General features: G+C 68.7%; 19 protein-coding genes. 3 read left to right on the forward strand and 16 right to left on the reverse strand.

What is annotated here, in order from left to right:
* Window positions 1-188: 188 nt before the first annotated feature.
* Genes waaC through waaA form a run of 3 tightly spaced genes read left to right on the forward strand, consistent with a single transcriptional unit; the run spans window position 189 to window position 3,496 of the window.
* Window positions 189-1,184: a lipopolysaccharide heptosyltransferase I gene (waaC, locus tag CFB40_RS04550; protein WP_089431360.1), complete on the forward strand. Its 996-nt coding sequence runs from the start codon at window positions 189-191 to the stop codon at window positions 1,182-1,184.
* Window positions 1,185-1,218: 34 nt separating this feature from the next.
* Complete coding sequence (locus tag CFB40_RS04555; protein WP_089424685.1) at window positions 1,219-2,103, forward strand: Kdo hydroxylase family protein; 885 nt, start codon at window positions 1,219-1,221, stop codon at window positions 2,101-2,103.
* A gap of 37 nt (window positions 2,104-2,140) precedes the next feature.
* The gene (waaA, locus tag CFB40_RS04560) at window positions 2,141-3,496 is read left to right on the forward strand and encodes a lipid IV(A) 3-deoxy-D-manno-octulosonic acid transferase (RefSeq protein WP_089424686.1); all 1,356 of its coding nucleotides are present in this window, start codon (window positions 2,141-2,143) and stop codon (window positions 3,494-3,496) included.
* A 66-nt stretch (window positions 3,497-3,562) separates the two neighbouring features.
* On the opposite strand, the gene ureG is transcribed toward waaA, so the two are convergent.
* The 16 genes from ureG to hemN all read right to left on the reverse strand — a co-directional run bounded on the left by ureG (window position 3,563) and on the right by hemN (window position 18,262).
* Window positions 3,563-4,210 carry an urease accessory protein UreG gene (gene ureG / locus CFB40_RS04565; RefSeq protein WP_046196649.1) on the reverse strand — a complete coding sequence of 216 codons (648 nt, stop codon included), beginning with the start codon at window positions 4,208-4,210 and terminating at the stop codon, window positions 3,563-3,565.
* 17 nt (window positions 4,211-4,227) lie between these two features.
* Entirely contained in the window at window positions 4,228-4,908 is a 681-nt protein-coding gene (locus CFB40_RS04570; protein ID WP_089431362.1) for an urease accessory protein UreF, read from the reverse strand.
* Window positions 4,895-5,494, reverse strand: coding sequence for an urease accessory protein UreE (gene ureE / locus CFB40_RS04575; protein ID WP_089430710.1), 600 nt, complete (start codon window positions 5,492-5,494; stop codon window positions 4,895-4,897). Before ureE ends, CFB40_RS04570 begins: the two co-directional genes overlap by 14 nt.
* A 22-nt stretch (window positions 5,495-5,516) precedes the next feature.
* Window positions 5,517-7,223 (reverse strand): urease subunit alpha, encoded by a 1,707-nt coding sequence (ureC, locus tag CFB40_RS04580; RefSeq protein WP_089424689.1) that lies wholly within the window; start codon window positions 7,221-7,223, stop codon window positions 5,517-5,519.
* Window positions 7,224-7,251: 28 nt separating this feature from the next.
* A complete protein-coding gene (locus CFB40_RS04585) occupies window positions 7,252-7,557 on the reverse strand; it encodes an urease subunit beta (protein ID WP_046545089.1) in 306 nt (101 codons plus the stop codon).
* 8 nt (window positions 7,558-7,565) lie between these two features.
* Window positions 7,566-7,868 (reverse strand): urease subunit gamma, encoded by a 303-nt coding sequence (gene ureA / locus CFB40_RS04590; protein WP_006406310.1) that lies wholly within the window; start codon window positions 7,866-7,868, stop codon window positions 7,566-7,568.
* A 236-nt stretch (window positions 7,869-8,104) separates the two neighbouring features.
* On the reverse strand, window positions 8,105-8,980 hold the full coding sequence (locus tag CFB40_RS04595) for an urease accessory protein UreD (protein WP_089430711.1): 876 nt from the start codon (window positions 8,978-8,980) through the stop codon (window positions 8,105-8,107).
* A 208-nt stretch (window positions 8,981-9,188) separates the two neighbouring features.
* On the reverse strand, window positions 9,189-9,881 hold the full coding sequence (gene urtE, locus CFB40_RS04600) for an urea ABC transporter ATP-binding subunit UrtE (RefSeq protein ID WP_047851116.1): 693 nt from the start codon (window positions 9,879-9,881) through the stop codon (window positions 9,189-9,191).
* A 4-nt stretch (window positions 9,882-9,885) separates the two neighbouring features.
* Window positions 9,886-10,743 (reverse strand): urea ABC transporter ATP-binding protein UrtD, encoded by an 858-nt coding sequence (gene urtD / locus CFB40_RS04605; RefSeq protein ID WP_089430712.1) that lies wholly within the window; start codon window positions 10,741-10,743, stop codon window positions 9,886-9,888.
* A complete protein-coding gene (gene urtC / locus CFB40_RS04610; protein ID WP_089430713.1) occupies window positions 10,740-11,927 on the reverse strand; it encodes an urea ABC transporter permease subunit UrtC in 1,188 nt (395 codons plus the stop codon). The genes urtD and urtC overlap by 4 nt, the downstream gene beginning before the upstream one ends.
* The gene (urtB, locus tag CFB40_RS04615; RefSeq protein ID WP_089430714.1) at window positions 11,924-13,549 is read right to left on the reverse strand and encodes an urea ABC transporter permease subunit UrtB; all 1,626 of its coding nucleotides are present in this window, start codon (window positions 13,547-13,549) and stop codon (window positions 11,924-11,926) included. Before urtB ends, urtC begins: the two co-directional genes overlap by 4 nt.
* Before the next feature lie 149 nt (window positions 13,550-13,698).
* Window positions 13,699-15,006: an urea ABC transporter substrate-binding protein gene (gene urtA / locus CFB40_RS04620; protein WP_089430715.1), complete on the reverse strand. Its 1,308-nt coding sequence runs from the start codon at window positions 15,004-15,006 to the stop codon at window positions 13,699-13,701.
* Window positions 15,007-15,434: 428 nt separating this feature from the next.
* Window positions 15,435-15,758: a rhodanese-like domain-containing protein gene (locus CFB40_RS04625; protein WP_089424695.1), complete on the reverse strand. Its 324-nt coding sequence runs from the start codon at window positions 15,756-15,758 to the stop codon at window positions 15,435-15,437.
* A gap of 14 nt (window positions 15,759-15,772) precedes the next feature.
* Entirely contained in the window at window positions 15,773-16,429 is a 657-nt protein-coding gene (locus CFB40_RS04630) for a protein-L-isoaspartate O-methyltransferase family protein (RefSeq protein WP_089424696.1), read from the reverse strand.
* A 104-nt stretch (window positions 16,430-16,533) separates the two neighbouring features.
* Window positions 16,534-16,791, reverse strand: coding sequence for a hypothetical protein (locus CFB40_RS04635; RefSeq protein WP_006488573.1), 258 nt, complete (start codon window positions 16,789-16,791; stop codon window positions 16,534-16,536).
* Between the two features lie 79 nt (window positions 16,792-16,870).
* Window positions 16,871-18,262: an oxygen-independent coproporphyrinogen III oxidase gene (gene hemN, locus CFB40_RS04640; RefSeq protein ID WP_089430716.1), complete on the reverse strand. Its 1,392-nt coding sequence runs from the start codon at window positions 18,260-18,262 to the stop codon at window positions 16,871-16,873.
* Between the last annotated feature and the right edge of the window lie 29 nt (window positions 18,263-18,291).

The raw sequence follows: 18,291 nt of genomic DNA on the forward strand, positions 1-18,291 counted from the left end.
GGCCGCATTGCGGCGTCGCGCGTCGCTTGTTTGGCACGAGCCAAACGGCGCTCCTTGCTTCTTGCACTGCAGCCGGCAAGGCACGTTCGCAAGCCCGTTATTAGCGGGAACAGGTCCTAGGCCCCGCCGGGCGAGATAAAATCCCCCCTTTATGCTTGTCGCCGGCTGCCTGCCGGCGTTTTTTCAGCGTGCAAAAGATCCTGATCGTGCGCGTGTCGTCGCTGGGCGACGTCGTGCACAACATGCCGGTGATCGCCGATATCCGGCGCCGCCACCCCGATGCGCAGATCGACTGGCTCGTCGAGGAAAGCTTCGTCGACCTGGTCAAGCTCGTCGACGGCGTGCGCAACGTGCTGCCGTTCTCGCTGCGTCGCTGGCGCAAGAAGCCGTTCTCGGGCGCCACGTGGCGCGAGATCCGCGCGTTCCGCCAGCGCCTCGCGGCCGAGCAGTACGACCTCGTGATCGACTGCCAGGGCCTCATCAAGACGGCCTGGGTCGCCAGCTGGGCGCGCGGCCCGCTCGTCGGGCTCGGCAACCGCACCGACGGCGCCGGCTACGAGTGGCCCGTGCGCTTCTTCTATCGCAAGCGCGTGCCGATCGCGCCGCGCACGCACGTCGTCGAGCGCTCGCGGCAACTCGTCGCGGCCGCGCTGGGCGACCCGGCGCCGACGCCGGCCGATCCGGTCGAGTTCGGCCTCGATACGCGCGCGGCGGCGCTCGCGGTGGCCGCGCTCGGGCTGAACCTGCCGGTGCCGTACGTGGTATTCGTTCATGCGACGTCGCGTGCCGACAAGCAGTGGCCGGACGCCGCGTGGATCGAGCTCGGCCAGGCGCTCGTGCGGCGCGGCGCGTCGCTCGTGCTGCCGTGGGGCAACGACGCGGAGCGCGCGACCAGCGAGCGGCTGGCGCAGGCGTTCGGCGCGGCGGCGATCGTGCCGCCGAAGCTGTCGCTGCCGGCCGTGGTCGGCCTGATCGACGGCGCGGATGCGATCGTCGGGGTTGATACAGGTCTGGTTCACATCGCGGCCGCGCTGAAGCGTCCGACGGTCGAACTGTACAATTTCGCGACGGCCTGGCGGACCGGCGGCTACTGGTCGCCGAACGTCGTCAATCTCGGCACGGCGGGGCAGCCCCCGTCGATCGCGCAGGTGAAGTCGGCGCTCGCGGGCTTCGGTCTCCTGTAACGCAGTCACACGCGCGAACCCACGCGAACCGAACATGAGCGAATCCCAGATCATCGAAGTCCCGTCCGCCGACTGGAGCGGACACAACCTGTCGGCGCCGCGCGAGCAGCTGCTGGCCGCCGTCGAGGAAGGCAAGGTGCTGTATTTTCCGCACCTGCGCTTCGCGATCGAAGGCGGCGAGGAAGCGTTGCTCGATCCGGCGCTCGCCGACCCGAAACGCAAGAACATCAGCCTCGCGCCGAACGGCGGCGCGCTCGCCGGCGTGCTCGGCGACAGCGTCACGCAGTCGGCGGTGCGCGCGCTCGTCGCGCGCTTCCAGCAGCAGGCCGGCACGCTCGTCGACGGCCTCTTTCCCGAATACCGCGGCAAGCTGCGCGTCGCGCCGACCAGCCTGCGGCTGCTGCAGGTCGAGACGCGCCAGACGTCGTGGCGCAAGGACGACAGCCGGCTGCACGTCGACGCGTTCCCGTCGCGGCCCAACTACGGCGAGCGCATCCTGCGCGTGTTCACGAACGTGAACCCGGCCGGCGTGCCGCGCGTGTGGCGCGTCGGCGAGCCGTTCGAGGACGTCGCGAAGCGCTTCCTGCCGCACATCAAGCCGCAGTTGCCGGGCGCCGCGTGGCTGCTGAACCTGCTGCACGTGACGAAGTCGCCGCGCAGCGCGTACGACCACCTGATGCTGAACCTGCACGACAGCATGAAGGCCGATCTCGACTACCAGAAGACGAGCCCGCAGGAGACGATGCCGTTTCCGCCGGGCTGCGTGTGGATATGTTTCTCCGATCAGACTTCGCACGCTGTGATGTCCGGCCAGTTCATGCTCGAACAGACCTTCTTCCTGCCGGTCGACGCGATGGTGCGCCGCGAATGCGCGCCGCTCGGCATCCTCGAACGCCTGACGGGCAGGGCGCTGGTTTGAGCGCGCATTTTCGTCGAAGCAAGACAAGGGACGCGGCATGCTGAGGGTGATCTATCGCGCGCTGTGGTGGCTCGTCGCCCCGATCGCCGTCATCCGGCTATACGTGCGCTCGCGCAAGGAGCGCGGCTATCGCGAACACATCGGCGAACGCTTCGGCCACGTGGCCGGCCGCTCGCGCGACGACCGTGCGCCGCTGATCTGGGTGCACGCGGTATCGGTCGGCGAGACGCGCGCGGCGCAGCCGCTGATCGACGCGCTGATGCACGCGCGCCCCGATGCGCGCATCCTGCTCACGCACATGACGCCGAGCGGCCGCGCGACCGGCGAACAGATCTTCGGCGATCGCGTGCTGCGCTGCTACCTGCCGTACGACATGCCGGGCGCGGTGCGACGTTTCCTGCACGCGTGGCGGCCGACGCTCGGCCTCGTGATGGAAACCGAGGTGTGGCCGACGCTGATCGACGAGTGCCGCCGTGCGGACGTGCCGCTGGTGCTGACCAATGCGCGCATGTCCGCGCGTTCGTTCCGGCGGGCATCGAAGTTCGGCGCGGCGACGCACGACGTGTTCGGCGGCTTCTCGCGCGTGCTCGCGCAGAGCCCGGCCGATGCGGAGCGGCTGACGTCGCTCGGCGCGCGCAACGTGACCGTGCTCGGCAACCTGAAGTTCGACATGACGACGCCCCCGGAGCTCGCGGCGCGCGGCCATGCGTGGCGCGAGGCGATCGGCACGCGGCCCGTGTGGGTGGCCGCGAGCACGCGCGAGAACGAGGAAGCGCTGGTGCTCGACGCATTCGCGGCGATGCGCACGCCCGGCGCGCTGCTGGTGCTCGTGCCGCGTCATCCGCAGCGTTTCGCCGAGGTCGAGGCGCTCGTCGAGCGCAGCGGCCTCAAGTGCGTGCGACGCTCGGTGTGGGCGGCCGACAAGGCCGCGCTCGCGTCCGGCCGGCCGGCGGCCGAGCCGTTGCCGGACGACGTGGCGGTGCTGCTCGGCGATTCGATGGGCGAGCTCGGCGCGTATTACGCGGCGGCCGACATCGCGTTCATCGGCGGCAGCCTGCTGCCGCTCGGCGGCCAGAACCTGATCGAGGCATGCGCGGTCGGCGTGCCGGTGCTGATCGGCAAGCACGTGTTCAACTTCACGCAGGCGACCGCCGACGCGGTCGCGGCTGGTGCGGCGCTGCAGGTCGAGGATCCGCTCGATCTCGCGCACGTGCTCGATGCGCTGTTCGCCGACAAGGCGCGGCGCATCGCGATGGGCGCGGCGGGCGCGGCGTTCGCATCGCGGCACCGCGGCGCGACCGCGCGCACGGTCGACGTGCTCGCGGCACTGTTGCCGCCCGCCGAACGCGGCGGGCGCGCGCTGCAGGACACGCAGGACCCTTCCGACGACTAGGCGAAGGCGGCGCAATGCCGCCATGAGCAAGCGTGGCGGCACCGGATGATGATGCCGCCGCGTCGCTCAGACCGTCAGCAAACCCTTCTTCTCGATGAACGCGATCACGTCCGCGACGCCTTCGAGCGCCTTCAGGTTCGTCATCACGTAAGGCCGCTCGCCGCGCATCTTCTTCGTGTCGGACGCCATCACGTCGAGGTTCGCGCCGACCAGCGGCGCGAGATCCGTCTTGTTGATCACGAGCAGGTCGGACTTCGTGATGCCCGGGCCGCCCTTGCGCGGAATCTTCTCGCCGCCCGCGACGTCGATCACGTAGATCGTCAGGTCCGACAGCTCGGGGCTGAAGGTCGCCGCGAGATTGTCGCCGCCCGATTCGATGAACACGATGTCGGCGTCGGGAAAGCGCGACAGCATCCGGTCGACGGCCTCGAGGTTGATCGACGCATCCTCGCGGATCGCCGTGTGCGGGCAGCCGCCCGTCTCGACGCCCATGATGCGCTCCTCGGGCAGCGCGCCCGCGACCGTCAGCAGCCGCTGGTCTTCCTTCGTATAGATGTCATTGGTGATCGCGACGAGGTCGTATTTGTCGCGCATCGCCTTGCACAGCATTTCGAGCAGCGTGGTCTTGCCGGAGCCGACGGGGCCGCCGATGCCGACGCGCAGCGGCGGCAGTTTCTTCGTGCGGCGGGCGGAGGAGGGAGCAGGTGCGTTCATGGCGGGTAGCGTCGGGTTCAGGAGCGGAACAACCGCGAATACTGGGTTTCGTGCCGCGCGGACAGGATGCCGAGCTGCGGCGCGAACGTGTTGACGGCGTCGGGCGGCGTCGCGAGCGCGCGGCGCACGGCCGCGTCGATCGCGCCGCGCAGCGCGACGATGATGCGTTGCCCGGCGAGCTGGCCGAGCGGCACGGCCTTCAGCGCGGCGGACGTCTGGTTCTCGACCCAGCCGAATGCGTACGCGGCGAGTACCGCGTCGGCACTCGCGTCGTGAGCGGCGGCCGCGTACGCGAACGCGGTGGGCAGCGCGATCGGCGCAATCGCCGCGAGCGTCGCGCGGCGCGCGCCATCGCCCCATTCGAGCGACGCGCAGAGCTGCGCGAGCGACCAGCCCATCTGTTCGGTTTCACGGCGCAGTTCCGCCGATTCGCGGCTCGCGATGAACCACGCATTCTCGGCGACGAGCGCCGGCGCGTCGTGTGCGTGCCAGCGCGCGAGTTGATGTGCGAGGAACGGCAGCTCGCCGTGCGCGAGCACGTCGGTCAGGCCGCTCGCGATCCAGTCGCGCGCGCTTTCGGCGTCGTGAATCAGGTTCGCGTCGAGCGCCGCTTCGAGCCCCTGCGAATAGCTGAACGCGCCGATCGGCAACGCCGGCGATGCAAGGTGCAGCAGCGCGACGAGTTCAGTGGTGGTCATGGCCGTGGCCGTGCGCGCAACCGGGACCATGCTGATGGTCGTGGTCGTGCGAATGGGAATGCGAGTGGCCGTGATGCTCGCCGAACACCTGCTGCGCGAGCGCGTAATCCTCGGCGAAGGTCGCGTCGTGCCCGTGCTTGTGGCCGCCGCCGTACGCGCCGGCTTCCGGCTGGAACGGCGCAAGGGTCTCCTCGACCTGCGTGCCGAGCCGGCGCAGCATGTCCGCGAGCACCGGGTCGGCTTCGAGCTTCAGGTAGCCGTCGCCGATCTCGACCGGCGTGTGACGGTTGCCGAGGTGGTACGCGGCGCGCATCAGCGTGAGCGGGTCGGTCGCGCGCACGCGCAGCACGGTCTCGGGCGCCGCGGCGACGCGCACGAGCGCGCCGTCGTCGGCGACGAGCACGTCGCCGTCGCGCAGGATCGTGCCGCGCGGCAGCAGGACCGCGACGTCCTCGCCGGTGTCGAGCGTCGCCGCGAGGCGGCTCTTGCAGCGGGCGTCATAGGCGAGCGTGAGCGTCGGCGCGCGCGCGACGAGCGACGCGGCGAGTTTCACGTTCGGGGCAATGCGTTTGTCGAGGGTGCGCATGAATCGAAAGCCGGCAATCAGGTCAGAACAGGAAATAGCGCTGCGCCATCGGCAGCACCGTGGCCGGCTCGCAGGTGAGCAACTGGCCGTCGGCGATCACGTCGTAGGTTTCGGGGTCGACGCTGATCGACGGGCGCCACGCGTTGTGGATCATGTCGGCTTTCGTCACGTTGCGGCAGTTGCGCACCGGCACGATCTGCTTCGCGAGCCCGTAGCGTTCCGCGATGCCCGCGTCGGCGGCCATCTGCGACACGAAGGTCAGCGACGTGCGCGCGAGCGCACCGCCGCGGGTGGCGAACATCTCGCGATAGTGGACCGGCTGCGGCGTGGGAATCGACGCGTTCGGGTCGCCCATCTGCGCCATCGCGATCATCCCGCCCTTCAGGATCATCGTCGGCTTGATCCCGAAGAACGCCGGCTCCCACAGCACGAGGTCGGCCCACTTGCCGGGCTCGATCGAGCCGACTTCATGCGCGATGCCGTGCGTGAGCGCCGGGTTGATCGTGTACTTCGCGACGTAGCGCTTCGCGCGGAAGTTGTCATTGCGCGTGCCGTCTTCCGGCAGCGCGCCGCGCTGCACCTTCATCTTGTGCGCGGTCTGCCAGGTGCGGATGATCACTTCGCCGACGCGGCCCATCGCCTGCGAATCGGACGACAGCATCGACAGCGCGCCGAGATCGTGCAGGATGTCCTCGGCCGCGATCGTCTCGCGGCGGATCCGCGATTCGGCGAACGCGAGATCCTCGGCGATCGACGGATCGAGGTGGTGGCACACCATCAGCATGTCGAGATGCTCGTCGAGCGTGTTGATCGTGTACGGGCGCGTCGGGTTGGTCGACGACGGCAGCACGTTCGACTCGCCGCACACCTTCAGGATGTCGGGCGCATGACCGCCGCCCGCGCCTTCGGTGTGGTACGTGTGGATCGTGCGGCCCTTGAACGCGGCGACCGTCGATTCGACGAAGCCGCCTTCGTTCAGCGTGTCGGTGTGGATCGCGACCTGCGTGTCGGTGTCGTCGGCGACGGACAGGCAGTTGTCGATCGCGGCGGGCGTCGTGCCCCAGTCCTCGTGCAGCTTCAGCCCGATCGCGCCGGCGGCGATCTGCTCGACGAGCGGCTGCGGCAGGCTCGCATTGCCCTTGCCGAGAAAGCCGAGGTTGATCGGCCAGCCGTCGGCGGCCTGCAGCATCCGCTCCATGTGCCACGGGCCCGGCGTGCAGGTCGTCGCGTTGGTGCCGGTGGCCGGCCCGGTGCCGCCGCCGAGCATCGTCGTGACGCCCGACGCGAGCGCCTCGTCGATCTGCTGCGGGCTGATGAAGTGGATGTGCGTGTCGATGCCGCCGGCCGTCACGATCAGCCCTTCGCCGGCGATCACCTCGGTCGCGGCGCCGATCGCGATCGTCACGCCCGGCTGGATGTCCGGGTTGCCGGCCTTGCCGATCGCGGCGATGCGGCCGTGCTTGATCGCGATGTCGGCCTTCACGATGCCCCAGTGATCGAGGATCACCGCGTTGGTGATGATCGTGTCGGGCACGTCGGCGGCCACGCGCTGCGACTGGCCCATCCCGTCGCGGATCACTTTCCCGCCGCCGAATTTCACTTCCTCGCCGTAGGTCGTGAAGTCGCGTTCGATCTCGATCAGCAGTTCGGTATCGGCGAGCCGGACGCGGTCGCCCGTCGTCGGCCCGAACATTTCCGCGTACGCGCGGCGGCTCAAGCGTAGTGTCATGTGCTGTTCCTGAAGAGCGGGGCGCGGCTTAGAGCGGCCCCATCACCTTGCCCTGAAAACCGTAGACGGCACGATCGCCCGCGAGCGCGACCAGCTCGACGGTGCGCGTCTGGCCCGGCTCGAAGCGCACCGCGGTGCCGGCCGCGATGTTCAGGCGAAAGCCGCGCGCGGCCGCGCGGTCGAACGACAGTGCGTCGTTGACTTCGAAGAAGTGGTAGTGCGAGCCGACCTGCACCGGGCGGTCGCCGGTGTTCGCGACGACGAGCGTCAGCGTCGCGCGGCCCGCGTTCAGTTCGTGTTCGCCGTCGTCGGTGAGGATTTCGCCGGGGATCATGCGGGGCCTCACGGAATCGGGTGATGGACGGTCACGAGCTTCGTGCCGTCGGGGAAGGTCGCCTCGACCTGGATGTCGGGAATCATCTCCGGCACGCCGTCCATCACGTCGTCGCGCGTGAGCAGCGTCGTGCCGTAGTGCATCACCTCGGCGACCGTCTTGCCGTCGCGCGCGGCTTCCATCAGCGCGGCGGTGATGAAGGCGACCGCCTCCGGATAGTTGAGCTTCAGGCCGCGTGCGCGACGGCGCTCGGCCAGCAGCGCCGCCGTGAAGATCAGCAGCTTGTCCTTCTCGCGGGGAGTCAGTTTCATGAAGGCAAACGTTCAGGAAAACGTAATTGTTATCGGTGCGTGCGCAACGGGGCGAACGCGCGGTTCATCGTAGCACCGCGCTGTTTTGCGTGCGTCGTGTATCGGTTATGTAAGGAGCAAGGCGCGTGCCATGTGCATGGAACGCAGTGCGATGCGCGCTTGTGGTGCGCGATGCATGGGCAACGTGCAGCATCCGCCGCGACGCTGCGCCGAAACGGTGCGTGGTATGACCGCGCTCAGGTTTGCCAGAGACGCAGCGGCCGCGCGTCGACGCCGTGCACGATCGGCCGCAGGTGCAGCCAGCAGTCGGTGAAGTGGCGTTGCAGCGCTTCCATCGACGTCGACAGCGCGCGGATCAGCACGACACCCGGCGTCACGCAAGTCGCGCCCGCACGCAGCGTGGCATCGAACGGCGTCCGCGCGGCGAGCGATTCGGCGAGCGCGGCGTCGCACGCGGCGCCGGCGGCCCACAGCGTGCCGTACGCGGGAAAGCCGGCCAGACCCTGCAGCGCGCCGCGCAGCGGGTCGTGCGCATCGAGCAGCGCGCGCTCGGTCCACAGCGGCCGGCCGTCGGCATCGACGAGCGCCGAAGTCGACGCGATGCGGCCCGCCGACCAGGTTTCGCCGGCCGCCTGCCGTCCGAGCTGCGTCGCGTCCCAGCCGATCGCGCTGGCGCCCGCGCCGAGCTTGACCGTGAAATCGAGCGACGCATGCGCCGCGTCGAAGAACAGGTTGTTCTGCGGCAGCCAGTCGAGCTTCGCGTGTTCGCCCACCGTGATGCCGATGCGCTGCGTCGCGTCCAGCCCGTTCGACTTGTACCACTTGGTCGCGCCGGGCGTGGTCAGCACCGCGTGCGTGCCGTCGCCGAGCGTGATGTCGATGTCGAGCCGGTCGCCGCCCGCGACGCCGCCCGGCGGGTGGACGATCACCGCGTGGCAGATCGCATCGCCTTCCGGATACAGCGGCCGCTGCACGCGCAGCGGGCCGTCGTGCAGCCGGTGCGCGAGCGTCGTGCGCGCGCCGTGCCGCTCGAAGCCGAGTTCGAGGCGGCCGCGCCACGACTTGGCGACGGCGGGGCGGGACAGCGGGGCGTGGGAATCGGGGGCGGACATCGGCGGGAAGCAGGGGACGGGCGCGGAGAACGAGGATGCTACCGCAACAATATACGCTTCGGTACCCGCGCTGCAGCGCGGGGTAACGCGCGATCTCGCGCCGAGCCGCTTCGCCGGCGTGCGCCTGACATGCGCCGTTCGACGAGATGCCGAAGCGATGGCCGGAATCGACGGCCGGAAGCGATGCCGCTCCGAGCCGCCTTTCCCGCTACACCGCGATCAGCTCGCGCACGCCGTTCGCTTCCATCTCGTGCGCGTCGCCGCCCGCGACGATCTCGCCGCGGCTCATCACCCAGTAGCGGTCGGCGATCGATTGGGCGAAATCGTAATACTGTTCGACGAGCAGCACGGTCATCTTCGATTCGTCGACGAGCTGGCGCAGCGTGCGGCCGATGTCCTGGATGATCGACGGCTGGATGCCTTCGGTCGGCTCGTCGAGGATCAGCAGCTGCGGCTCGCTCATCAGCGCGCGGCCGATCGCGAGCTGCTGCTGCTGGCCGCCCGACAGGTCGCCGCCGCGTCGCGCGCGCATGTCCTTCAGCACCGGGAACAGGTCGTAGATGCGGTCGGGCACCTTGGACGGCGCCTTGCGGCTCGCGGCGCCGACGAGCAGGTTCTCCTCGACGGTCAGCCGCGGAAAGATGTCGCGGCCCTGCGGCACGTAGGCGAGCCCGGCCGCGACGCGCGCATACGGCGGCATCGCGCCGAGCGCCGTGCCGCGCCACGACACGCTGCCGCTCTTCGCGGCGACGACGCCCATCAGGCAGCGCAGCAGCGTGCTCTTGCCGACGCCGTTGCGGCCGAGCAGCACGGTGAGCTTGCCGTCGTCGGCGGCGAGGCTCACGTTGCGCAGGATATGGCTGCCGCCGTAGTACTGGTTCAGTGCATCGATCTTCAGCATCGCATCATCGTCCAAGGTAAGACTCGATCACCGCATCGTCGCGCTTGACCTGGTCGAGCGTGCCTTGCGCGAGCACCGCGCCTTCGGCCATCACCGTCACGCGGCCCGTGTCGCCCGCGAGCGCCGCGACGAATTCCATGTCGTGCTCGACGACCATCATCGAGCAGGTGCCGCGCAGCGTGTTCAGCAGCTCGGCGAGCTCCATCGTCTCGTGATCGGTCATCCCGGCCGCCGGCTCGTCGAGCAGCAGCAGCGCGGGGCGCTGCATCAGCAGCATGCCGATCTCGAGCCGCTGCTTCTGCCCGTGCGACAGCTCGCCGGCCGCGCGAAAGGCCTGGCTCTCGAGGCCGATCAGCGCGAGCGTCTCCTCGATCTTCGCCTGCGCGGGGCGATCGAGCTTTGCGCGCAGCGACGCGAGCCAGCCCTTGTCGGTCTGCATCGCGAGTTCGAGGTTCTCCCACACCGGATGCTGTTCGAACACGGTCGGCTTCTGGAACTTGCGGCCGATGCCCGCGCGCGCGATCTCGGGCTCGTTCATCCGCGCGAGGTCGATCGTCTGGCCGAGAAACACCTTGCCCGCATCGGGGCGCGTCTTGCCGGTGATCACGTCCATCATCGTCGTCTTGCCCGCGCCGTTCGGGCCGATCACGCAGCGCAGCTCGCCCGCGTCGATCGCGAGCGACAGCTTCTTCAGCGCGCGGAAGCCGTCGAAGCTCACCTCGATATCCTCGAGGTAGAGGATCGTGCCGTGCGACGTGTCGATGCCGGGCGGCACCACGCGCCCCATCGACGCGGTGCCGCTGACGGCCCGCCCTTCGTCCTCGGGCGGCGGCGTGAATTGGTAGAGGGCCGTTCCGTTCATGCGCGTTTCCCCTTCGCGAGCACGGTTTCGACGAGGCCCATGATCCCGCGCGGCAGCAGCAGCGGCACCAGCACGAAGATCAGGCCGAGGAAGAACAGCCAGTATTCGGCGAAGTATGCGGTGAACAGGCTCTTCGCGCCGTTCACCGCGAATGCGCCGACGATCGGCCCGATCAGCGTGCCGCGCCCGCCCACCGCGACCCAGATCGCCATCTCGATCGAGTTGCCGGGCGACATCTCGCCGGGGTTGATGATGCCGACCTGCGGCACGTACAGCGCGCCCGCGATCCCGCACAGCACGGCCGACACCGTCCACACGAACAGCTTGTACGCGAGCGGGCTGTAGCCGAGGAACATCAGCCGCGTCTCGCCGTCGCGCACCGCGGTGACGACACGCCCGAGCTTGCTGGTGACGATCGCACGCGCGGCGATGAACGCGAGCACGAGCGTCGCGAACGTCAGCAGCAACAGCACCGTGCGCGTGCCGGGCGACGTGATCGCGAAGCCCGCGATGCGCTTGAAGTCGGTGAAGCCGTTGTTGCCGCCGAAGCCGGTCTCGTTGCGATAGAACAGCAGCATCGCGGCGAACGTCATGGCCTGCGTGATGATCGACAGGTACACGCCCTTCACGCGCGAGCGGAACGTGAAGAAGCCGAACACCCACGCGAGCACGGCCGGCACGAGCACGACGAGCGCGAGCGCCCATGCGAGATGTTGCGTGCCGCTCCAGTACCACGGCAACTGGTGCCAGTCGAGGAACACCATGAAGTCGGGCAGGTCGCTGCCGTACTTGCCGTCGCGGCCGATCTCGCGCATCAGGTACATGCCGATCGCATAGCCGCCGAGCGCGAAGAACAGCCCGTGGCCGAGGCTCAGGATCCCGCAGTAGCCCCACACGAGATCGAGTGCGAGCGCGGCGATCGCGTAGCACATCAGCTTGCCGGTGAGCGTCATCGCGTACGCGGACAGATGGAACGCGCTCGACTCGGGCGCGACGAGCGCGGCGAGCGGCACGCCGATGCCGATCGCGACGCACAGCGCGATCAGCGCGAGCCACGCGCGCCGCGACAGCAGTGCGGGGCGGGGCGGCAGGCCGAGCGCGAAGCGCTCTTCCGCGCGTGCGGCGGCGGCGGGCGTCGGCGCATCGGCGGCCGGGTTGGACAACGAGTGAGTGAATGAAGTCACGTCAAAGCCTCCGCACTGCGGCCCTTCGGGGCGAACATGCCCTGCGGACGTTTCTGGATGAACAGCACGATCATCACGAGTACCGCGATCTTCGCGAGCACGGCGCCCCAGAACGGCTCGATCGCCTTGCTCGCGAGGCCGAGCCCGAAGCCGCCGAGCACGGTGCCGGCGATCTGCCCGACGCCGCCGAGCACGACCGCCATGAACGAATCGATGATGTAGTTCTGGCCGAGGTCGGGGCCCACGTTGCCGATCTGCGACAGCGCGCAGCCGCCGAGGCCCGCGATGCCCGCGCCGAACGCGAACGCATACGCGTCGACGCGCGCGGTCTTCACGCCGACGCACGCGGCCATCCGGCGGTTCTGCGTGACCGCGCGCACGAACAGGCCGAGCCGCGTCTTCGTCAGCACGGCCCACGCGACGAATACGACGGCGAGCGCGAAGGCGAGGATCGCGAGCCGGTTGTACGGCAGGATCAGGTTCTGCATCACGGTCACGCCGCCGCTCATCCACGACGGGTTCACGACCTGCACGTTCTGCGCGCCGAACAGCATCCGCGTTGCCTGGATCAGGATCAGGCTCACGCCGAAGGTGGCGAGCAGCGTCTCGAGCGGGCGGCCGTACAGGTGTCGCAGCACGAGCCGTTCGAGCACGATGCCGACGAGCGCGGCCGTCACGAACGACACCGGCACCGCGACCAGCGGATACCAGTCGAACGCGCCGGGCGCGTAGCGCTGGATCAGCGTCTGCACGACATAGGTTGCGTATGCACCGATCATCAGGAATTCGCCGTGCGCCATGTTGATCACGCCGATCAGCCCGTACGTGATCGCGAGGCCGAGCGCGGCGAGCAGCAGCACGCTGCCGAGCGACAGCCCGGCGAACAGCGTGCCGACGATCTCGCCGCGGCGCTGCAACCCGTGCAGCGTGTCGAGACCTTGCTGCGCGGCGTCGCGTACGCGCGCGTCGGGCTCCGCGTAGGTGCCGTCGGCGTTCTTCGCGACGAGCGGGCGCAACTGCTCGATCATGTCGAGGTCCTGGCGCGCGGCCACCACCTGCACGGCTTCGAGGCGCTTCGCCGGATCGGCATCGTGCAGCGCGGCGATCGCCCATAGTGCGTCGAGGCGGCGCTTCAGCGCGGGATCGGTTTCCTTCGCACGGGCGCGGTCGATCATCGGCTTGAGCGCCGGGTCGGGCGATTTCAGCAACGCATCGATCGCGTCGCGGCGTGCGGCGACGTCGGGCGACGCGAGCGCGAGCCCCGACAGCGCGCCCGTGATCTTCGTGCGCAGCAGGTTGTTCAGCATCACGGGCTGCGCGTCGCCGGCCGGCGTCGCGGCCTGCGTGAGCGCGTCGTGTGCGGTGTCGCCGGTCTGGATCAGCAGGCGGCCGTCGCCGGTGGCGAGCGCGTCGCCGGTCGACAGCGCGTTGAGCAGTGCGACGGCGCGCGGATCGGCGTCGGCGGCGAGCCGTTCGATCGCGGCCGTCTTCGCGTCGAAGTCGTCGCCGGCGAGCGCGGCGGTATCGGTGGCCGTCAGCGCGAACGCGGCGTGCGGCAACCCGCCCGCGAGGGCAGCGCACGCGACGATCGCGACGGCGGCTCGGCGAAAGCGTGTAGGCATCGGGAAATCCTGTCGGGCGTGGGGAAGCGGATGCGGGCGGCGATGCGCGGGCGCGTGCGGTTCGTCACGGCAAGTGGGGCCGGCGCATCGGGTTCGGCATCGGCGTGCGAGCGGCACGTCGCGCGTGAAGCGCGACGCGCCGCCCGGCATCAGGCGAGCGCCGCGCGCTGCCGGCGCAGGAACGCCGGAATCGAGCTAACGATGTCCGGCTTGCCCTGGTTGCCTGCGATGAACGGGCTCCACGGTTGCGCGCGCACCGCGGTCTTGGTCTTCCACACCACGTTGAACTGCCCGTCGCCGCGAATTTCGCCGATCATCACCGGCTTGTGCAGGTGATGGTTGCCGTCCATCGCGAGCGTGAAGCCCGACGGTGCGGCCACCGTCTGGCCGATCATCGCGACGCGCACCTTGTCGACGTCGGTGCTCTTCGCCTTCTCGACGGCCTGCTTCCACATGTGGATGCCGACGTAGGTCGCTTCCATCGGGTCGTTGGTCACGCGCTTCGCGCCGCCCGGCAGGTTGTTCGCCTTCACCCACGCGGCGAACTGGTCCTTGAACTTCGTGTTGGTCGGGTTCTTCACCGACATGAAGTAGTTCCACGCGGCGAGGTGGCCGACGAGCGGCTTCGTGTCGATCCCGCGCAGCTCTTCCTCGCCGACCGAGAACGCGACGACCGGAACGTCGGTCGCCTTGAGCCCCTGGTTGCCGAGCTCCTTGTAGAACGGCACGTTCGAGTCGCCGTTGATCGTCGAGATCACGGTCGTCTTGCCGCCTTGCGAGAAGTTCTTGATGTTCGCGACGATGGTCTGATAGTCGCTATGGCCGAACGGCGTGTAGACCTCCTGAATATCCGCGTCCTTCACGCCCTTCGATTTCAGGAACGCGCGCAGGATCTTGTTGGTCGTGCGCGGATAAACGTAGTCGGTGCCGAGCAGGAAGAAGCGCTTCGCGCCGCCGCCTTCCGCGCCCATCAGGTACTCGACGGCCGGGATCGCCTGCTGGTTCGGCGCGGCGCCCGTATAGAACACGTTGCGCGACATTTCCTCGCCTTCGTACTGCACCGGGTAGTAGAGGAGGCCGTTCAGTTCCTCGAACACCGGTAGCACCGACTTGCGCGACACCGACGTCCAGCAGCCGAACACGCAGGCAACCTTGTCCTGCGTGAGCAGCTGGCGCGCCTTCTCCGCGAACAGCGGCCAGTTCGACGCGGGATCGACCACCACGGGCTCGAGCTTGCGGCCCATCACGCCGCCGCTCTTGTTGATGTCGGCGATCGTCATCAACGCGGTGTCCTTCAGCGACGTCTCCGAGATCGCCATCGTGCCCGACAGCGAGTGCAGGATGCCGACCTTGATCGGGCCGGTGCCCGCGTCAGCCGCATGAGCGAACGGGCTCTTGCCCGCGAGCGCGAGTGCGCCGGCCATCGAACCGAACTTCAACAGACTGCGACGTTTCATCGGGATCCCCTTGTCGTGTTGGATATGCGCGCCGTGAAGGCGTCGGCCAACGAGTAACGCAAGGCATGTGCCAGTCGTGCGGATGCACGTCCGGCGTGCCTGCGCGGGGCGGTGCGGGGCGTCGGGACGGTGCGCATGACGCGTCGTGCAGCATGCGCGGTCCGTCGCGGTGCAGGTTCACGGGCGCAAATGGTGCACGGTCGGGGTTCCCCGTTCCGGTGCCCGCACCTGCACGCGGTGCGGGGACCGTCGTGCACCATGACTTCGCACCGCGCAGGCAGGGCGCGGGCGCAGCACGGTGCCGTTGAAGTGATGAACCGGAGCGGAAAAGAGAAACGGGCACGCGATGCGTGCCCGTTGGGGGGATCAGTGCGGCCGGCGGCAGGGGGCCGATCGGCGCGGCGGCGCGTGATGCGCCGCGGGCAGGATCAGTAGCGCGGCACGGCCGGATCGACGTCGCGCGACCACGCGTCGATTCCGCCTTGCAGGTTGTACAGCTTCGTGAAGCCGCGCGATTCGAGGAACATCGCGACCTGCGCGCTGCGCATCCCGTGATGGCATACGCAGACGATTTCCGCTTCGTCGTCGAGCTCTTCGCTGCGCGCGGGAATCTGCTGCATCGGGATCGACACGCTGCCGGCGATATGCGCGGTCGCGATTTCCCACGGTTCGCGCACGTCGAGCACGACCGGCGCGGGGCGCGCCTTGTCGCCGAGCCATTCCGCGAGCATCGCGGCCGTCAGGATCTGCATGGTGGCTCCGCCGCTCAGAACTTGAAGCGCGACGGCTCGATCGCGTTGACGAGGTGGTCGATGTACGTTTCGAACACGTCGGCGACGCGGTACTGCTTGTCGTCGATGCGCGTGATGATCTGCGCCTTCATCACCGGACGGCCGCCGACGAATGCCGCGAGGCGGCCGCCGACCTTCAGCTGTTCGAGCATTTCCTGCGGCACGACGGGCAGGCCGCCCGCCACGCAGATCACGTCATACGGCGCCTTGCCGGCCCAGCCGCGCGAACCGTCGCCGAGGACGACTTCCGCGTTGGTCACGCCGTCGTTGCGCAGGTTGTCTTCCGCGAACTTCGCGTTGGTCGGATCGATCTCGACGGCCGTCACGTGCTGCGCGCGGTGCGCGAACAGCGCAGCCAGGTAGCCGGAGCCGGCGCCGATCACGAGCACGTTCTCGTGCTTCTTGACCGTCAGCTCCTGCAGCACGCGCGCTTCGACGCGCGGGAACAACATCTTGCCGTTGCCGCCGGGCAGCGGCAGTTCGAGGTCGGCGAACGCGAGATCGCGGTATTCGGCCTGAACGTAGTTTTCACGCTTGACGATCGACAGCAGGCCCAGGACGTCGAGATCCAGCACGTCCCACGGCCGGATCTGTTGTTCGATCATGTTGAAACGCGCGTTTTCGATATTCATGGTGTGGTCACGCAGCCTCGTCGGCCATCAGCGGGGATAGAGAAACTTCGTGATTGTACCAAAGGGGGCGGCCGCGAAGCCTTCAGGCGGCCTGCAACAGACCTTTACCCCTTGCTCTTCTTGATCTGCGCCTCGAACGCGAGGTCGAGCTTGCTCGCCTTGCGCGGTTTTTTGGGGCCGAATTCGTCGACGAATTTGACGAACTCGTCGAGCGGCAGCGGCTCGCAGCGCTTCTCGGCCGTGCCGCCGGAGCGGTCGACGAGATAAAACAGGCCGCCCGCCATCGCGACGGCCGCGAATTGCGGGTTGCCGGAGCGGGTCTTCAGGCGTTCGACCGCGTGGGTCGCTTTGGTGGTGCGCATCGTGCGGAATCTGGCGGGGCGTAAGCCCCACACTGTATCAAACCGGCCGCCCGCGTGCGGCCGGCCGGGCCCGTCGGGCTCAGACCGTGCGCGAGTAGCGCTGCTGCGGCGTCTGGCCGAGATACGCGTCGAATGCCATCGCGATGTTGCGCACGACCATCCGGCCAGCCGGATGGATCGTCAGGCGGTCGGCCGCGATCGTCAGCAGCCCGTCGCGCTCGAACGGGCGCAACGCGTCGAGTTCGCGCGCGAAATGATCGGCGAAGTGGATGCCGTGCGCGGCCTCGACGTGCGAGAACGGCAGGTCGAGGTTGCACATCAGCTGCGTGATCACGTCGCGGCGCAGCCGGTCGTCGGGGGTGAGCCGCACGCCGCGCGCGATCGGCAGCCGGCCCGCGTCGAGCGCGGCGCCGTACGCGGGCAGGTCCTTCGCGTTCTGCGCGTAGACGTCGCCGACCTTGCCGATCGACGACACGCCGAACCCGACGAGGTCGGTATCCGCGCGCGTGCTGTAGCCCTGGAAATTGCGCTGCAGCGTGCCGTTCTTCTGCGCCCGCACGAGTTCGTCGGACGGCCGCGCGAAGTGGTCCATCCCGATATACACGTAGCCGGCCGACGTCAGCATGTCGATCGCGAGGCCGAGCAAGGCGATGCGCGTTTCCGGCGGCGGCAGCGTCGCGTCGTCGATCTGTCGCTGCATCTTGAACAGGTGCGGCATGTGCGCGTAGCCGAACACCGACAGCCGGTCGGGTGCGAGTTCGATGATCGTTTCCAGCGTGCGCGCGAACACGGACACGGTCTGGTGCGGCAGCCCGTAGATCAGGTCGACGCTCACCGAATGAAAGCCCGTCGTGCGCGCGGCGGAGAGCAGGTCGGCCGTCATCGCCAGCGGCTGGATGCGGTTGATCGCCCGCTGCACGACCGGATCGAAATCCTGCACGCCCAGGCTCAGCCGGTTGAAGCCGATGTTGCGCAGATGGACGAGCGTCGCGGGCGTGACCGTGCGCGGGTCGATCTCGATCGAGAATTCGGCGTCGGCATCCGGCGCGAGCATGAAGTGCTCGCGGGTGGCCGCCATCAGCTCGGCCGTTTCGTCGTCGGACAGGAAGGTGGGCGTGCCGCCGCCCCAGTGCAGCTGCGTGACCGGGCGCGCGGGATCGAACAGCGCGGCCTGCAGCGCCATCTCGCGCTTGAGCTGGTCGAGATACGGGCGCGCGCGGCGATGGTTGTTGGTCGCGATCTTGTTGCAGCCGCAGTAGAAGCACGCGGTGTTGCAGAACGGGATGTGGAAGTACAGCGACAGCTCGCTCGACGATGCACCGGGGTCGGTTGCCGCACGCACGTAGTCGGCCGGGTCGAAATCGTCGCGGAACTGCAGCGCGGTGGGATACGACGTATAGCGCGGCCCGTTCGCGCCGTATTTCGTGAGCAAATCGGGACGGAACAAGGTGTCGGCAGAACCAGAATGCATGACGGTCTCGCGCTTTTTTAGATGCTTTC

Source organism: Burkholderia sp. AU31652 (genome assembly GCF_002223155.1).
Classification (GTDB): domain Bacteria; phylum Pseudomonadota; class Gammaproteobacteria; order Burkholderiales; family Burkholderiaceae; genus Burkholderia.

Bases quoted from the DNA above. Each gene is read 5' to 3' on its own strand.
- urtD (WP_089430712.1), bottom strand. From the start codon at position 10,743: ATGAACGGAACGGCCCTCTACCAATTCACGCCGCCGCCCGAGGACGAA.
- CFB40_RS04570 (WP_089431362.1), bottom strand. From the start codon at position 4,908: ATGACCACCACTGAACTCGTCGCGCTGCTGCACCTTGCATCGCCGGCG.
- hemN (WP_089430716.1), bottom strand. From the start codon at position 18,262: ATGCATTCTGGTTCTGCCGACACCTTGTTCCGTCCCGATTTGCTCACG.
- CFB40_RS04630 (WP_089424696.1), bottom strand. From the start codon at position 16,429: ATGAATATCGAAAACGCGCGTTTCAACATGATCGAACAACAGATCCGG.
- CFB40_RS04625 (WP_089424695.1), bottom strand. From the start codon at position 15,758: ATGCAGATCCTGACGGCCGCGATGCTCGCGGAATGGCTCGGCGACAAG.
- ureA (WP_006406310.1), bottom strand. From the start codon at position 7,868: ATGAAACTGACTCCCCGCGAGAAGGACAAGCTGCTGATCTTCACGGCG.
- waaA (WP_089424686.1), top strand. From the start codon at position 2,141: ATGCTGAGGGTGATCTATCGCGCGCTGTGGTGGCTCGTCGCCCCGATC.
- urtB (WP_089430714.1), bottom strand. From the start codon at position 13,549: ATGCCTACACGCTTTCGCCGAGCCGCCGTCGCGATCGTCGCGTGCGCT.
- ureC (WP_089424689.1), bottom strand. From the start codon at position 7,223: ATGACACTACGCTTGAGCCGCCGCGCGTACGCGGAAATGTTCGGGCCG.
- CFB40_RS04585 (WP_046545089.1), bottom strand. From the start codon at position 7,557: ATGATCCCCGGCGAAATCCTCACCGACGACGGCGAACACGAACTGAAC.
- ureG (WP_046196649.1), bottom strand. From the start codon at position 4,210: ATGAACGCACCTGCTCCCTCCTCCGCCCGCCGCACGAAGAAACTGCCG.
- urtA (WP_089430715.1), bottom strand. From the start codon at position 15,006: ATGAAACGTCGCAGTCTGTTGAAGTTCGGTTCGATGGCCGGCGCACTC.
- CFB40_RS04595 (WP_089430711.1), bottom strand. From the start codon at position 8,980: ATGTCCGCCCCCGATTCCCACGCCCCGCTGTCCCGCCCCGCCGTCGCC.
- ureE (WP_089430710.1), bottom strand. From the start codon at position 5,494: ATGCGCACCCTCGACAAACGCATTGCCCCGAACGTGAAACTCGCCGCG.
- urtE (WP_047851116.1), bottom strand. From the start codon at position 9,881: ATGCTGAAGATCGATGCACTGAACCAGTACTACGGCGGCAGCCATATC.
- CFB40_RS04555 (WP_089424685.1), top strand. From the start codon at position 1,219: ATGAGCGAATCCCAGATCATCGAAGTCCCGTCCGCCGACTGGAGCGGA.
- CFB40_RS04635 (WP_006488573.1), bottom strand. From the start codon at position 16,791: ATGCGCACCACCAAAGCGACCCACGCGGTCGAACGCCTGAAGACCCGC.